The following is a 15,940-nucleotide window of genomic DNA, read 5'->3' on the forward strand; positions in this document are numbered from 1 at the left end:
TCGTCCGCGTGCCACCGGGGAACCATGACCGGGACGGCTTCGACACACGGGAGAAGGCCCTGAACACCGACGCGACCCCACAGCAGCAGTCCACCGGCCCCACCACCGACTGGTGGACCGAGGCAGTGATCTACCAGATCTACCCGCGCTCGTTCGCCGACGCGAACGGTGACGGCATCGGCGACCTGCCGGGCATCACCGCCCGCCTCGACCACTTCGTCGAGCTGGGCGTGGACGCGGTCTGGCTGTCGCCGTTCTACCCGTCGCCACAGGCCGACGCCGGGTACGACGTGGCCGACTACCGCGACGTGGACCCGCTGTTCGGGCGGCTCGCCGACGCCGACCGGCTGATCGCCGAGGCACACGCCCGCCGGCTGCGGGTCATCGTCGACCTCGTGCCCAACCACACGTCGTCGGCGCACCGCTGGTTCACCGCGGCCCTCGCCGCCGCCCCGGGCAGCCCCGAGCGCGCCCGGTACGTCTTCCGCGACGGCCTCGGGCCCGACGGCGACCAGCCGCCCAACGACTGGACCAGCGTCTTCGGCGGCCCCGCGTGGACCCGGGTCACCGAGCCCGACGGCCGGCCCGGCCAGTGGTACCTGCACCTGTTCGACCCCGGGCAGCCCGACCTGAACTGGGACAACCCGGAGGTCCGCGCCGAGTTCCTCGACGTGCTGCGGTTCTGGCTCGACCGGGGCGTCGACGGCTTCCGGGTGGACGTGGCGCACGGCCTGATCAAGCAGGCCGACCTGGCGAACTGGCAGGAGCCGCAGGAGATCCTCTCCGGCAGCGAGGTCGACAAGCCCCGCCCGCCGATGTGGGACCAGGACGGCGTCCACGAGGTCTACCGGGACTGGCGTCGCCTGCTCGACTCGTACGACGGCCAGCGGATCCTGGTCGCCGAGGCGTGGGTGGAGCCGGCCGAGCGGCTGGCCCGCTACGTGCGGCCCGACGAGATGCACCAGGCGTTCAACTTCGAGTACCTCACCGCGTCCTGGACCGCACCCGCCCAGTACGCGGTGATCACCCGCTCGCTGGAGGCCACCGACGCCGTCGGCGCGCCCACCACGTGGGTGCTGTCCAACCACGACGTGGTCCGGCACGCCTCCCGCCTCGGCCTGCCCGTCGGCACCCCCCGCCCGAACGGCATCGGCATCGGCGACCCGCAGCCCGACGCCGCGCTGGGCCTGCGCCGGGCCCGGGCGGCCACCCTGCTGATGCTGGCCCTGCCCGGATCGGCCTATCTCTACCAGGGCGAGGAGCTGGGCCTGCCGGAGCACATGACGCTCCCCGACGAGGTGCGGCAGGACCCGACCTGGGAGCGCAGCGGGCACACCGAGCGCGGCCGGGACGGCTGCCGGGTGCCGATCCCGTGGGAGGCCGACGCCCCGTCGTACGGCTTCGGGCCGACCGACGCGAGTTGGCTGCCCCAGCCGCCGTCGTGGGCCGAGTACGCGCTCGACCGGCAGCGCGACGTGCCCGGCTCGACGTACGAGCTGTACCGCACCGCGCTGCGGCTGCGCCGCGAGCACGGGCTCGGCCGGGGCAGCCTCTACTGGCTCGCCTCGGGCGACGAGGTGGTGAGCTTCCGCAACGGCGACGTCACCGTGCTGACGAACTTTGGCGCGACGCCGGTGCCGGTGCCGGCCGGGGCGCAGGTGCTGCACGCCAGCGCCCCGCTGCCCGACGACGGCACCGTCGGGCAGGACGTCACCGTCTGGTTCCGCCCCGCCTGATCCCCGCCGCCCCGCCCGGCCCGGCCTGGCCTGCCCCGCACCGGGTGCTCCGCTGGCGTCGCAGGGCGATCCGGCGGGTGTTGGGGGCTCTGTCGCCGCGTAGGGAGCTGATGTCGTAGATGACTCACCCCCGTTCTGCCCCGCCCCGCCGACCGGTGAGGCGGGGCAGGGCGGGGACGCGCGGCAGGCGGGGCGACCGGGGCAGGAGCAACGGATGGGCGCAGCGGGGCAGGGCAGCACGCACACAGCAGGCGGGCAGGGCAGGGGCGTAGCGGGTGGGCGCAGCCGGGGCTGCACGGGCCCGTGAGTCATCTACGACATCAGCTCCCTATGCGGCGGAGGATCCCTGGCCGGGAGCCCGCCGTGACTGAAGGCGCACACGCCGGAAGCCCGCCGCGACCGCGTCCTACAGGCGTTCGGCGCGCTCGTGCAGCAGGGTCCGCACGGCGTCGATGTCGCGGGGCGAGGTGCGGGAGGCCAGCCAGTACATGACGCCCGTCGGCACGAAGAAGAGCTGGAACACGGCCAGCCCGACGGCGTAGTTCAGCGGCGGCGGGAACGCTGCCCGCAGCGCGTGGAAGGCCACCCCGACCAGCCCGTTGCCGGCCGCCCGACCGACCCCGTTGACCAGGTTGCCGAGGCTGTAGACGGTGCCCCGGTGCTCGGGCGGGTTGACGTCGGCGATGAGGGCGAACCAGTTCGGCGAGTTCGCCGACGTCAGCGCCAGCGCGAAGACGGCGGTGAGCAGGCTCAGCCCGACCGTCGGCTCGGTCACAACGCTGGCCAGCACCGCGCCGACCACCGCGCCGGTGGAACCACCGTCGGGCACGTCGATGCGCAACGGCACGAAGAACAGGACCAGGTAGAACGGCAGTGCCGCGAGGATGCCCACCGCCGCGACCAGCGCCCGGCCCCGGGGCGTACGCCGCTGCACGGCGTCGCCCACCAGGCCGCCGACGATGGAGAGCACCCCGCCGAGCTGGAACAGGGTGGCGAAGACGCTGCCGACCACGACGGCCGTCGCCGCCGAGTAGCCCTGGGCCTGCGCCCGCTGGGCGAACAGCACCGGTAGCCAGACCAGCGACCCGAAGGCCGCCTGGGCGGTCAGCCCCTGCAGGACCAGCCAGCGGTTCGTCCGCCGGGCCAGGATGCCCGGCAGGTCGGCGCGGGTGATCCGGTAGTCGTACTCCGCGCCGCCGGCCAGCGCGCCGGCCAGCTCCGGCTCGCTCTGCCCGCGCCGGATGTCGTACGTGAACAGGTACGCCGCCGTCGCCGCCAGCCCGACCACGGTGAGCAGCCAGAACGGCCGCCGCCAGTCGGCGGCACCGAGCAGGCCGCCGACGAGCGTCCCGGCCAGGGTGCCGACGCCCTGGGACAGCCCCCAGAAGCTCATCACCAGCCCCCGGCGGCGCGGCGAGATGAGGTCGGTGACCACGGAGAAACCGACCGAACCGACCGCGCCGAGGCCGACCGCCGCGACGAGCTGGGCGGCCAGGAACGCCGGGTAGCCCTGCGCCAGCGCGCTGCCGCCGGTGCCGGCCGCCCAGACCAGGGTGCCGACCATCAGCAGCGGCTTGCGGTCGGTGCGGTCGCCGACGTACGCCCAACCGACGGCGGCGACCGCGCTGACCAGGAAGCTGACGGCGGTGACCAGCCCGAGCAGGCGCTGGGACACGCCGAGCGAGCCGGAGATCGGGCCGTACAGCGGCGGGACGAGGCCGATCGCCACGTTGTCCAGCGAGGCGAGCAGCACGAACACCAGCACGCTGTACGACCGGTGCGCCGCGCTACCGCCCCAGCCCCGCCGCCGTACCACCGACCGACCCGTCACCGACCCAGCATGCCCGCTGCCGGGTCGGCCCCCGTCAGGCGGGCCGGTCGAGCACCCGGTCGCGGGCCGCCGCGTACCGCTCGCGGACGGCCGCGACGCCGTCGGCCGCGTACTCCTGGGTGCCGGCCGGCGACCAGTCGGGCGCGTCCTGCCCGCCCAGGGCCAGCCAGGCTGCCTGGCGGGCGGCCCCGTCGGCCACGTACTCCCCGGGCGGCGGCACGACCACCGGGCGGCCGAAGACCTGCGGCGCGATGCGACGCACCGCCGCCGACCGGGCCCCGCCGCCGACCAGGATCACCCGCTCGGCCCGGCAGCCCTGCGCGGTCAGCGCGTCGAGGCCGTCGGCGAGCGCGCAGAGCATCCCCTCGACCGCGGCACGGGCCAGGTGCGCCGGGGTGGAGGTGCGCAGGGTGAGCCCGTGCACCGACCCGGTGGCCGACGGCCGGTTCGGGGTCCGCTCCCCCTCCAGGTAGGGGACCATCACCAGGCCGTCCGCGCCGGGCGGGGCGGACAGGGCAAGGTCGGACAGGGTGTCGAGGTCGACCCCGAGCATGGTGGCCGCCGCGTCGAGCACCCGGGCCGCGTTGAGCGTGCAGACCAGCGGGAGATAGCGGCCGGTCACGTCGGCGAACCCGGCGACGGTGCCGGTCGGGTCGGCCGTCGGCGCGTCGGCGACGCTGAACACGGTGCCGGAGGTGCCGATGGAGACGACCACGTCGCCGGGGCGGGCCCCGACGCCGAACGCGGCGGCGGCGTTGTCGCCGGCCCCCGGCCCGAGCAGCGCCCCGCCGGGCCCCCCGCCGGCGGCGAGCGCCGCCGGGTCGAGGGCCCCGGCGGACTGGGTCGGCCCGAGCACGACGGGCACCTCCAGTCGCCGGCCGAAGGCGCGTTCAAGCAGGTCGAACCGGTATTCGCCGGTGGCCGGTGACCAGTAGCCGGTGCCGCTGGCGTCGCTGCGGTCGGTGCGCAGCGCGTCCAGGCCGGGCGCGCCGGCCAGCCGCCAGGTCAGCCAGTCGTGCGGCAGGCAGACGGCGGCGACCCGGTCGGCGTTGGCCGGCTCGTGCCGGGCCAGCCAGCGCAGCTTGGTGGCGGTGAAGCTGGCCACCGGGACGACGCCGACGGCGTCGGCCCAGAACCGCCCGCCGGCCTCGCCGCCGCCGGCCTCCTCGATCAGGTCGGCGGCGGCACCGGCGGAGCGGGTGTCGTTCCACAGCAGCGCCGGGCGGACCACCTCGCCCGACGCGTCGAGACAGACCATGCCGTGCTGCTGACCGGCGACGGAGACGGCGGCGACGTCGGCCAGGCCGCCGGCCTGCGCCACGGCGGCCTCCAACGCCGCCCACCAGGCCGCCGGGTCGACCTCGGTGCCGTCGGGGTGGGCGGCGCGGCCGGAGCGCACCAGCGCCCCGGTCTCCGCGTCGCGGATCACCAGCTTGCAGGACTGGGTGGACGAGTCGAACCCGGCGACCAGGGGCATGGCGGCGGCCTCAGCGAGCGCCGAGCAGGTGCTCGACGGCCAGCTGGTTGAGCCGGACGAAGTGGAAGCCCCGCGCGGCGGCGGCGTCGACGTCGTACTCCTCGAAGACGGAACGGTCGGCGAGCAGCCCGGCGTAGCCCTCGCCGTCGGCGACGGTCGGGATGGACAGGTCGCCGACGCGGCTCGCGGCGAGGGCCTCGGCCACCTCCGGGTCGGCCCGGAACGCGGCGGCCCGCTCCTTGAGCAGCAGGTAGGTGCGCATGTTCGCCTCGGCCGAGGCCCACACGCCGGTGAAGTCCTCGGTGCGCGAGGGCTTGTAGTCGAAGTGGCGGGGGCCGTCGTAGGCCGGGCCGCCGTCGGGGCCGCCGTTCTCCAGCAGGTCCACCAGGGCGAACGCGTTCATCAGGTCGCCGTGGCCGAAGACCAGGTCCTGGTCGTACTTGATGCCGCGCTGGCCGTTGAGGTCGAGGTGGAACAGCTTGCCCTGCCACAACGCCTGGGCGATGCCGTGGGCGTAGTTGAGCCCGGCCATCTGCTCGTGGCCGACCTCGGGGTTGAGGCCGACCATCTCGGGGCGGGCCAGGGTGGAGATGAACGCCAGCGCGTGGCCGACGGTGGGCAGCAGGATGTCGCCGCGCGGCTCGTTCGGCTTCGGCTCGATGGCGAAGCGCAGGTCGTAGCCGCGGTCGACGACGTACTCGCAGAGCAGGTCGACGCCCTCGCGGTAGCGGTCCAGCGCCGCGCGGATGTCCTTGGCCAGGTCGTACTCGGAGCCCTCGCGGCCGCCCCACATGACGAACGTCTTGGCGCCCAGCTCGGCGGCGAGGTCGACGTTGCGCAGCACCTTGCGCAGCGCGTACCGCCGCACGTCGCGGTCGTTGCTGGTGAAGCCGCCGTCCTTGAACACCGGGTGGGTGAACAGGTTGGTGGTGACCATCGGCACGACCAGGCCGGTCTCGTCGAGGGCCTTGCGGAACCGGGCGATCTGGGCGTCGCGGGCGGCGGAGTCCGCGCCGAACGGGATCAGGTCGTCGTCGTGGAAGGTGATCCCGTACGCGCCCAGCTCGGCGAGCTTGTGCACGGCCTCGACGGCGTCCAGCTCACCGCGGGTGGCGTCGCCGAACGGGTCGCGGGCCTGCCAGCCCACCGTCCAGAGGCCGAAGGAGAATTTGTCGGCGGGGGTGGGACGGGGTGCCATGGCAGACCTCCGGTAGCTATTTGTTCAGTGGTTGAATTATTTGGCGGGCATGTGGCACTGTCAAGGGGTGACCCGCCCCGCCCCTGTCCCCGGGGCGGTCCGCCAGGGCAGCCTGCGCGAGCTGAACCTCGCCGTGGTGCTCGGCCGGATCGCCGCCGCGCCCCGCCCACCGTCGCGGGCCGACGTGGCCGCCTCGACCGGCCTCACCCGGGCCACCGTCTCGGCCGTCGTCGACGACCTCATCGCCGGCCGGCTGGTCGCCGAGTCGGAGCCCGCGCCGCGCGCCGGGGCCGGCCGGCCGGCGCGCGGGCTGGTGCTGGCCGGATCCGGCCCCGCCGGCCTCGGGCTGGAGATCAACGTCGACTACCTGGCCGCCTGCGTGGTCGACCTCGCCGGCGAGGTCCGGCACCACACGGTGCGCCGCGCCGACCTGCGCCCGGTCTCCCCCGCCGACGCCCTCGCCCGGCTCGTCACGCTGGCCGCCGAGGCGCGGGCCGACGCCGAGGGGCAGGGCCTCACCCTGGCCGGGGTGGCCCTCGCCGTGCCCGGCCTGGTCGGCGACGCCGGGCTGGTCCGGCTCGCCCCGAACCTCGGCTGGCGGGACGTGGCCGTGCCCGAGCTGCTGGCCGGCCACCCGCCGCTGGCCGGGCCGGTGCCCGGGGTCCCGCCGCTGGTCGTCGACAACGAGGCCAATCTGGCCGCCGTGGGCGAGCTGCACGCCGACCCGACCGGGCCGGCGAGCTTCCTGCACGTCTCCGGCGAGGTGGGCATCGGTGCCGGGATCGTCCTCGACGGCGCGCTGTTCCGGGGGGTACGCGGGTGGAGCGGCGAGATCGGTCACATCCCCGTCCAGCCGCAGGGGCGGCCCTGTCGCTGCGGCGGCCGGGGCTGCCTGGAGCAGTACGCGGGCCAGGAGGCCGTGCTCGCCGCCGCCGGGCTGGACCGGGCGGACCTGCCGGCGGACACGGCCGCCGCGCGGCTGGCCGACCTCGCCGCCGCCGGCCACCCCGCCGCCCTGGCAGCGCTGGCCGAGGCGGGGCAGGCCCTCGGGGTCGCGGTGGCGGGCGTGGTGAACCTGCTGGACCTGGACACCGTGGTCCTCGGGGGCGGCTACGCGCTCCTCACCCCCTGGCTGCGGCCGGCGGTGCTGGCCGAGGTGTCCCGGCGGGTGCTCACCGCCGGCTGGGCGCCGGTCACCGTACGCCCGTCGACGCTCGGCCCCGAGGCCGCCGTGGTCGGCGCGGCCGGCTCGGTCGTCCGCCGGATCGTCGCCGAACCGGTCGGCTGGCTGACCCGACAGGGCTGACCTCCCCTTCCGCTCGATGGGCGACCGTCGGAGCCCCTCGGTACCCTTGCCGGAAGGCAAGTTCTCGGCAGCGGAGGAGCGCACGACCAGCATGCACACAGCGCCTCCGACCGGCGCGGCCGGCGACCGGCCGTGACGACCATCCGACGGGGCGGTCTCGCCGGGCCGGTCAGCGGCGGCGGGCAGGCGTCCCGCCCGACGCACCGACGCACCGCCGAGCCCCCGCTCCCGGCCGACTCCGGCCTGGCCCGGGAGCTGCTCGACGGGCTCGCCGAGGCGGTCGTCACCACCGACCACGCCGGCATGGTCACCCTGCTCAACGCGATGGCGGGCGAACTGCTGCCGGAGCTCGCGCCGGGCGGCGAGCTGGCCGGATGCGCGGTGCCCGCCCTGGCCGGGGCGGCGGCGGCCGGCGCGGACACGTTCGACGCCGAGCACCACGGCCGGCGGTTGCACGGTGTCCGCCGCGCGCTGCGGGGCGGCCGGTTCGCCTGGTACGTGCGCGACGTCACCGAGGAGCGCGCCCGCACCGACGCCCTGCTGGCCGAGCGGTCGCGCACCACGTTCCTGGCCCAGGCCGGCAGCCGGCTCGGGCTCTCCCTGCACCGCGAGCAGACCCTGCGGGCCGCGGCCACCCTCCCGGTGCCGTACCTCGCGGACGCGGCGCTGGTCGTGCACCGCCCGCCGCCCCCGGCCGGGGACGCCCCGCACTGGCTCCGGTACGCCGAGGGCGACCGGGGCCCGACGGCCGGGGTCGCGCCGGCGGGCCTGCCCCTGGCGGTGCCCGGCCTCGCCGAGGCGCTCGCCGGTGACCACGCCGAGCCGAGCCCCTGGCTCGACGCCGAGCTGGCCGACCTCGGTGCCGTGCTGCCGGCGGGCTTCGGGCGGCCCGGCACCGTCCTGGTCAGCCCGCTGCTCGGCGCGGCCGGCGCCGCCGGGGCGCTGGTGCTCATCCGGAGGGCCGGGCGACCCGGCTTCGACGCCCGGGAGATCGAGCTGGCCCGGGAGTTCGCGGCGCGGGCCGGCGCCGCCCTGGCCACCGCCGAGCTCTACGGCGAGCAGGCCCACCTGGCGCGGGTGCTGCAGCACAGCCTCATGCCGCCCGAGCTGCCCACGATCGGCGGCGTCACCCTCGCCGGCGGCTACCGGGCGGCCGGTGACAGCCTGCGCATCGGCGGGGACTTCTACGAGGTCTTCCCCACCGCCGACGGCGCGCTGTTCGCCCTCGGCGACGTCTGCGGCAAGGGCGTCGGGGCGGCCGTGCTCACCGGTCGCGTCCGCCAGTCCCTCCAGACGCTGCGCCTGGTCGAGCAGCGCCCGCTGGAGCTGATGCGGCTGCTCAACCGGGCCCTGTTCGACGCGCCGGACGCAGCCCGGCGCAGCCACTTCACCACCGTCCTGCTCGGCACCCTCACGCCCCGGTCCGACGGGGGCCTGCTGGTCCGTGTCGCGGGCGGCGGCCACCCGTCGCCGCTGGTCGTCCGGGCCGACGGCACCGTCGAGCAGGTCCGGGTGGGTGGCATGCCGATCGGGGCGCTCGCCGCCCCCCGGTTCGCCGAGACGGAGGTCCGCCTCGCCCCCGGCGAGGTGCTGCTCGCCTACACCGACGGGGTGACCGAGGCCCGGGGCGGCGCGGGCGAGGTCGACATGTTCGGCGACGAGCGGCTGCGCCGGGCGGTCGCGTCGGGGGCCGGGCTACCGCCCGCCGCCCTGGTCGACCGGGTGCTCCAGCTCGTCGACGAGTGGCTCGACGGGCAGGCCCACGACGACATCGCGATGCTCGCCGTGCGGGCGGGCGGCCGGTGACGACCGCGTCCCCCGTCGCCGCCGGGCCGGGGGCGGCGGCGGTCGAGGCGTACCTCGCCTGCCTGGACGCCGCCGACCACCCGGCGGCCGTCGAACTCGCCCTCGACCTGCTCGACGCCGGGGCCAGCGTCGCGGACGTCCTGGTGGACGTGGTGGCCGTGGCGCAGCGGGAGATCGGCCTGCGCTGGTCGGCCGGGCGGTGGAGCGTCGCCCAGGAGCACGCCGCCACGCACGTCAGCGAGCTGGTCGTCGCCGCCGTCGGCGCGCGGACCACCGGCCGGCCGGCGCGCGGCCACGTGGTGCTGGCCTGCGTGGAGGGCGAGTGGCACGCGCTGGCCGCCCGCATCGTCGCCGAGGTGGTCCGCGCCGCGGGCTGGCGGGTGACCTTCCTCGGCGCCAGCGTCCCCGCCCGCCACCTGGTCTCCTACCTGCACCAGACCGGGCCGGACGCGGTGCTGCTGAGCTGCGTGCAGCCGAGCCGGTTGGTCCGGGCCGGGCGCACGATCGAGGCGTGCCGCTCGGCCGGGGTCCCGGTGGTCGCCGGCGGCCCGGGGTTCGGCCCCGACGGCCGGTGGGCCGCCGCCGTGGGGGCGGCGGCGTGGGGCGCGTCCGCCCGCGACGCGGCCCGGCTGCTGGAGACGGACCTCTTCGCCGGGCACACCGGCCCGCCGCCCGCGGTGGGCGGCGACGAGTACGCCGCGGTGCTGCGCCGACGACGCGACGTCGTGCAGTTCGCCCTGCGCGCGGTGGCCCCGCCCGAGGCGGAGGCCGACCAGTTCGCCGCCGCCGTCGGGCACCTGGTGGACGCGCTGGCCGCCGCGATCCGGGTCGGCGATCCGCAGCTCCTGCTCGACCACACGACGTGGCAGGCCGGCGTGCTGGCGGCCCGGGGCGAGGGCCGCGAGCCGCTGTTGGACGCCGTGCTGGCGGCCTGCGGCACCGTCCTGGCGGACCACCCCCGCGCGTGCGAGCACCTGCGCTGGGCCCGCGAGATGCAAGGAAGGGCCCCCTGTTAACGCTTTCTGTATAGGAAGGGCCCCCTCCTAACACCTGCCGTGCTGGAGGAGGCGCGCCGCGTCGGGCGGGCGTCAGGCGGTGCGGCCGTCGGGCGGCCGTCAGGCGGTGCGGGGTCAGGCGGTGCGGGCTACCTGCGGGTCGCCGGCCGACCAGCCGCCGCCCGCGGTGGCGTCGCCGGGCCAGCCGCCCGGGGCCGGGTCCGTCGCCGGTCGGCCGCGCGGCACGCCCCCGGTCGCCCACCCGGCCGGGTGCTCCCCCGCCGGCCAGCCCTGTCCGGGCGGCGGAGTCCACTCGTCCGGCCGGGCCTCGGCGGCTAACTCCGCCGTCGGCGGCTCCGGCGGGTGCCGCAGCCGGGCGACCTCGTCGAACTCCTGGAGCCCGCCGAGCAGGGCCTGCCGCCCCTCGGGGGTCATCCCGGACAGGATCGCCGCCAGCCGCTGCCGGCGGTCGGCCCGCAGCTCGGCGAGGAGCTTCTCGGCCTCCTGGGTGAGGTGCAGGGAGATCTCCCGCCGGTCGGACCGGCCCGGCTCGCGCTCCAGCATGCCCGCCGCCACGAGCCGGTCGCAGAGCCGGCTGGCCGAGGAGAGCAGCATGTCGAGCAGCGTGGCCAGCCGACGCAGGTTGATCCCGTCGTGCTGCTCGACCACCATGACGGCGCGCAGTTGCGCCCCGGAGAGCCGGCTGGTGGTGCGCTCGCGCGCCGCCTCGAAGACCGTGAGCAGGGTGCCGGCCGCCGCGTCGAGGGCGGCGGCCATACTCGCTTCTGGTCCGTGCGGACCGTGTTCTTCGGTCATGTTGGGCAAGAGACTACCCGGCGTCCCTGGTCGCCGGCCCCTCCGAACAGAGGAGTGACGATGAGCGGTGCGGAAGACCGGGCCCGTCGTACCCTGACCGAGGCGCCCGCCGACCTGCTGGTCGACCGGCTCGCCGGGGAACTCCTGCGGTCGTACGGGATCACGGAGGTCGAACTCTTCCAGGTCGACTACCGCCTCTCGGCGCTGCTGCCGCTCACCGAGGGTGAACCGATCGAGGGCCCGGGGCACCCCGCCTGGCGCTGCTTCGACCACCAGGAGCCGATCGTCACCGAGCGGACCGGCTACCTCCCGGTCAGCATGCGCGGCGACCGGCGGGGGGTGCTCCGGGTGTCGCCGGTGCCCGGCGATCCGGCCGTCGTGGGCGAGCTGCTCGGGGTGGCCACCGCGCTGGGCCACGAGCTGGTCGCCGTGAACGAGGGCACGGACGTCTACCGGGCCGCCCGCCGCAGCCGCCGGCTCACCCTCGCCGCCGAGATGCAGTGGGAGCTGCTGCCCGGGCGCAGCCGGATCCGCCCGTCCTTCAGCCTCGCCGGCCAGCTCGAACCGGCGTACGCGGTGCGGGGCGACAGCTTCGACTGGTCCGACGACGGGCACCGGCTGTGGCTGTCGACGATCAACGGGATGGGCGAGGGGGTGCAGGCCTCCGTGCTGACCGCCCTGGCCACGCACGCCCTGCGCAACGCCCGCCGGGCGGGGCTGGGCCTGGCCGACCAGGCCGCCCTCGCCGACCAGGCCGTGTACGCGCTGCACCGGGGCGAGCAGCACGTCTCGGCGCTGCTGCTGGAGCTGGACCTGGCCGGCGGCGTGATGACGGTGGTCGACGCGGGCTCGCCGCGGCTGGTGCTGCTGCGCGGCGGGGAGGTGGTGGAGCAGCCGCTGGAGGCGCAGTTCCCGCTCGGCATGTTCGACGGCACCGACTACCGGGAGCAGCAGTTCACGCTGCGCCGCGGCGACCGGCTCTTCGTGCTCAGCGACGGCGTGGTCGAGGCGACCGGGCAGAACGTCCGGTACGGCGAGACCGCGCTGGACCGGTTCCTGCGCCGGACCGGCCCGATGGAGCCGCTGGACGCGGTGCGGTCGCTGATCGGCGACCTGCGGGCGTTCGTCGCCGGTGACCTGGTCGACGACGCGGTGGTGGTCTGCCTCGACTGGACGGGCCCGCAGCCCTGACCGGCCCGGTTCCCGGGTCGGCGCGACGCCGGCCCGGGACACCCCACGTCCGGTACGCGCCCCGGCTGCGCACCACCGGTCAGTACGCGCCCCGGCTGCGCACCACCGCGCCGAAGGTCTTCCACAGGATGGTCAGGTCGGCGGCGAGCGACCAGTTCTCCACGTAGTAGAGGTCGAGCCGGATGCCGTCCTCCCAGCTCAGGTCGGACCGGCCGCTGACCTGCCAGAGGCCGGTCATCCCGGGCTTGACCAGCAGCCGGCGGGCCACGTCGCCGTCGTAGCGGGCCACCTCGGAGGGCAGCGGCGGGCGCGGGCCGACCAGGCTCATCTGCCCGAGCAGCACGTTGGCGAGCTGGGGCAGCTCGTCGAGCGACCACTTGCGCAGCACCCGACCGACCCGGGTCACCCGGGGGTCGTCGCGCATCTTGAACATGAGGCCGTCGGTCTCGTTGCGGGTCGTCAGCTCGGCGAGCAGGGCGTCGGCGTTGACCACCATCGTGCGGAACTTGAACACCCCGAACTCGCGGCCGCCCTGGCCGACCCGGGTCTGCCGGAACAGCACCGGCCCCCGGTTGTCGAGTTTGATCGCCAGGGCGATCACGGCCAGCAGCGGCAGCAGCAGGGCCAGCGCCACGGCGGCGGCGGACCGGTCGACGAAGCCCTTGACCAGCTTGCGGGCCCCCCGGAACTCGGGGGCCTCCACGTGGATCAGGGGCAGGCCGGCGACCGGCCGGGTGTGGATGCGGGGGCCGGCCACGTCGGTGAGCGCGGGCGCGACGACGAGGTCGACGCCGGTGCCCTCCAGCTGCCAGCCGAGCCGCCGCAGCCGGGTCGCGGTCAGCTCGCCGGAGGCGGTGACGGCCACGGTGTCCGCGCCGATCGCGGTGGCCGCCTCGGGGATGCCCCGGAACGAGCCGACGACCGGCACGTCGCCGAGCCGCTGCGGCACCGGCGCGAGCAGCGCGTCCGGGATGCAGGCGCCCACCACGTGGTAGCCGGCGTACGGCTCGCGGCGCAGCTGGTGGACCAGCTCCAGCACGTGCGCGGTGTCGCCGACCACCAGGACCTTGCGGGACCAGCCGCGCCCCCGGGACCGGGCCCGGTGCAGCCGCTTGCGGGCGGCGAACCGGGCCACCTCCAGGCCCAGCATGCCGACGGCGAACGAGATGGCCAGGAAGCCCCGGGACACGCCGACGTCGGCGATGTAGCCGGCGATGGCGGTGCCGCCGGCGAGGCGGAGGCTGGCGCTGCCGACCCGCCGGTACTCGTCGGCGCCGTAGCCGAGCACCCGGTCGTCGTAGCAGCGCAGGACCTTGAGCGAGAGCAGCCACGTGAGCAGCAGCACGGGGGCCACCACGACGTACGGGATCTTCGAGCCCACCGGCTCCTCGTCGCCGAAGCGGGCGACGTAGCCGATCAGCACCGCGACGGCCAGGACGGCGGTGTCCAGCACGACCAGCATGCGAACGTACGCCCGCTCGTCGACGCGGGCCACGGGCCCGCCCCGGTCCGCCCCAGGCCGCGGCGGCGTCCTGGTGGCGGTCAACAGCGTCGCCGACGTCACCGGCCCTCCCCACTCTGCTGAGAAAGGCCCCGGTCGTTGCTCGGTCTCCCCAACGGGACCGACGGCGCCGGAGCACCTCGACATCTTCTCTTAACAACTATGGCCACCAACTACTTCGGACGTATTGCCGTCAGTTTGCTGGCGGACGGGTGCGACAGGTGGCTTGGCGCAACGGTTTCCCGCGCGACGAGCCACCGTCGCTGATTCGGGACTCAGTATGGTGCACGGTCAGCGAGGCGCGTTCGGGCGGAGCGCGATCGCCTTGAGGAAGATGTCACCGATCTTGGTCGGATCCTCGGTGACGAAGTTGCCGCCGCCGGTGACCTTGGTGATCGACTCCAGCTCGGACTTGCTGACGTCGTTGCCGATGCCGATGATCACGACCTGCACCGGCCGGTCCGGGTCGGCGATCCGCTTCAGCTCGGCGAGCAGCTTCTGCTGGGAGATGCCATTGGCGTCCTCGTTCTTGCCGTCGGTGAACAGCACGATCGAGTTGACCCGCCCCGGCTCCCAGTCCTCCTGCACCGCCTTGTAGGCGGCCAGCATCGTGTCGTACAGGCCGGTGTCGCCGCTGGAGGGCCGGATCGTGGCCAGCCCCTGCTCCAGTCGGCTGCGGTTGCTGGACAGCGGGTTGATCGGCACCAGTTCCCGGTAGTCGAGGCTGCCGACCAGCTCGGTGGAGAAGGTCCACAGCCCGATCGACCAGGAGTCGTCGAAGAGGTTCAGGCCCCGGCTGGCCGCCGCGACCGTCACCTGCTCCCGGGTGGCGTTGTTGGCGCTGGGCACCGGCTGCTTCATCGACCCGGAGACGTCGATGACGCAGAGCATGCGCCCGGACTGGGTGGCGATGGACCAGCTGGAGACGGCACGCTCTATCGCGACGGGGTCCAGGCCCCCCGCGCCGTTGCCACCCGGCGCCGGCGCGGTCGCCGCCCCACCAGCCGGGCTCGGCGCGCCCTGCGGCGCCTTGAAGCCGTCGCCCCAGTTGCCGTCCGGCGCGCGCAGCGACCGCTCGGCCAGCCGGTTGCGGAAGCCCGGCGTGGTGAGCACCTCGAACAGCACCTTCGCGGCGGCCTGCTTCGCCGGCTCGATGCCCGGCAGCACCGCGTACGGGTAGTCCAGCGGCATCGGCGACGGCTCCAGGTAGAGCGCCGCCAGCGGGATCGGCGGCTTCCGCTCGTTGTACGCCATCACGTCCTCCTCCGACAGCGCGGCGGCGCCGAGGCCGGAGGCGATCGCCGTCGGGTCGGAGGAACGCGGGAACCGGGCCAGCAGGTCCTCGCGCAGCGCGGAACGGCCGGTGGCCAGCGCACGCAGGGCCCCCGTGGTCGCCTGCTGCGCGTCGCCGCCCGCCCCGCTCGCGGCGGCGGTCAGCGACAGCAGCCCCGAGAGTCCGGCCGCGTCCTGGGTCGGCTCGACGATCCCGGCGCGGATCGGCTTGCTGCTGCTCACCTGGCGCAGCAGGTCGGTCCAGGTCAGCTTCTTCTCCGGCCAGCCGAACCGGGTCTCGGCGACCGGCTCGGGCACCGCCACCACCACCGGGCTGCGGGCGATGGACGCGCCGTTGCCCGGGGCGAACGCGGTGGCCCCGGCGTTCTTCAGCCGCAGCAGCCAGGTCGAGGAGTCCGGCACCCACACGTCCGGGGTGACCGCCGTGCCACTGGCCTGGCCGACGCCGGCCAGCTGCACCCCGTGCTTGCCGGCCACCGCGGCGGCGACGTCCACCGGCTCGGACTCCGAGACGTTCACGGCGATGCAGGTGCCGCCGACCGCCGCCCCGTCGGCCATCCACTGGGCCGCGGCGGCCTGCACCGCCGGGGCCAGCTCGGGGGCCGCCGCCACCGACAGCTGGACCTGCCCCGAACAGGCGGGCTGGACCAGCCCCCGGTAGCCGAACCAGGCACCCGCGATGACGACGACGAGCGCCGTCGCCGACGCGACTGCGCCCGCTCCGCGGATACCTGACTGCATGCGATGGCGGCCTGACACGGTGACCATCTTGCGGACCCGCTGCTGGTAC

11 protein-coding genes are annotated in these 15,940 nt (G+C 75.7%); 5 read left to right on the forward strand and 6 right to left on the reverse strand.

From position 1 onward, the window contains the following. Positions 1-59 precede the first annotated feature (59 nt). Positions 60-1,736 carry a glycoside hydrolase family 13 protein gene (locus GA0070558_RS17250; RefSeq protein WP_091281219.1) on the forward strand — a complete coding sequence of 559 codons (1,677 nt, stop codon included), beginning with the start codon at positions 60-62 and terminating at the stop codon, positions 1,734-1,736. Positions 1,737-2,142: 406 nt separating this feature from the next. Here GA0070558_RS17250 and GA0070558_RS17255 read toward each other — a convergent pair whose 3' ends face one another. From GA0070558_RS17255 to xylA, 3 genes are read right to left on the reverse strand one after another with little or no spacing between them, the layout of a single operon-like run. Then, positions 2,143-3,567, reverse strand: a complete 1,425-nt coding sequence (locus GA0070558_RS17255) for an MFS transporter (RefSeq protein ID WP_077938582.1) — start codon at positions 3,565-3,567, stop codon at positions 2,143-2,145. Positions 3,568-3,601: 34 nt separating this feature from the next. Beyond that, positions 3,602-5,044: a xylulokinase gene (gene xylB / locus GA0070558_RS17260; RefSeq protein ID WP_077938581.1), complete on the reverse strand. Its 1,443-nt coding sequence runs from the start codon at positions 5,042-5,044 to the stop codon at positions 3,602-3,604. Positions 5,045-5,054: 10 nt separating this feature from the next. Continuing rightward, entirely contained in the window at positions 5,055-6,242 is a 1,188-nt protein-coding gene (gene xylA, locus GA0070558_RS17265) for a xylose isomerase (protein ID WP_077938580.1), read from the reverse strand. 49 nt (positions 6,243-6,291) lie between these two features. Between xylA and GA0070558_RS17270 the strand changes: the two genes are divergently transcribed. From GA0070558_RS17270 to GA0070558_RS17280, 3 genes are all read left to right on the forward strand, one after another. Further along, entirely contained in the window at positions 6,292-7,548 is a 1,257-nt protein-coding gene (locus GA0070558_RS17270; protein ID WP_176734244.1) for an ROK family transcriptional regulator, read from the forward strand. Positions 7,549-7,680: 132 nt separating this feature from the next. After that, positions 7,681-9,354: a PP2C family protein-serine/threonine phosphatase gene (locus GA0070558_RS17275; protein ID WP_176734245.1), complete on the forward strand. Its 1,674-nt coding sequence runs from the start codon at positions 7,681-7,683 to the stop codon at positions 9,352-9,354. Then, positions 9,351-10,370 (forward strand): cobalamin B12-binding domain-containing protein, encoded by a 1,020-nt coding sequence (locus tag GA0070558_RS17280; protein WP_091281108.1) that lies wholly within the window; start codon positions 9,351-9,353, stop codon positions 10,368-10,370. The genes GA0070558_RS17275 and GA0070558_RS17280 overlap by 4 nt, the downstream gene beginning before the upstream one ends. Positions 10,371-10,484: 114 nt before the next feature. On the opposite strand, the gene GA0070558_RS17285 is transcribed toward GA0070558_RS17280, so the two are convergent. Next, positions 10,485-11,126: a MarR family winged helix-turn-helix transcriptional regulator gene (locus tag GA0070558_RS17285; RefSeq protein WP_091281113.1), complete on the reverse strand. Its 642-nt coding sequence runs from the start codon at positions 11,124-11,126 to the stop codon at positions 10,485-10,487. A 99-nt stretch (positions 11,127-11,225) separates the two neighbouring features. On the opposite strand from GA0070558_RS17285, the gene GA0070558_RS17290 reads away from it, so the two are divergent. Next, a complete protein-coding gene (locus GA0070558_RS17290; protein ID WP_091281116.1) occupies positions 11,226-12,356 on the forward strand; it encodes a PP2C family protein-serine/threonine phosphatase in 1,131 nt (376 codons plus the stop codon). Positions 12,357-12,435: 79 nt separating this feature from the next. Here GA0070558_RS17290 and GA0070558_RS17295 read toward each other — a convergent pair whose 3' ends face one another. Together GA0070558_RS17295 and GA0070558_RS17300 are read right to left on the reverse strand one after the other, a co-directional pair. Beyond that, complete coding sequence (locus tag GA0070558_RS17295) at positions 12,436-13,920, reverse strand: sugar transferase (RefSeq protein WP_077938576.1); 1,485 nt, start codon at positions 13,918-13,920, stop codon at positions 12,436-12,438. 228 nt (positions 13,921-14,148) lie between these two features. Beyond that, positions 14,149-15,891, reverse strand: coding sequence for a substrate-binding domain-containing protein (locus GA0070558_RS17300; RefSeq protein ID WP_091281123.1), 1,743 nt, complete (start codon positions 15,889-15,891; stop codon positions 14,149-14,151). Between the last annotated feature and the right edge of the window lie 49 nt (positions 15,892-15,940).

Source organism: Micromonospora haikouensis (assembly GCF_900091595.1).
GTDB lineage: Bacteria > Actinomycetota > Actinomycetes > Mycobacteriales > Micromonosporaceae > Micromonospora > Micromonospora haikouensis.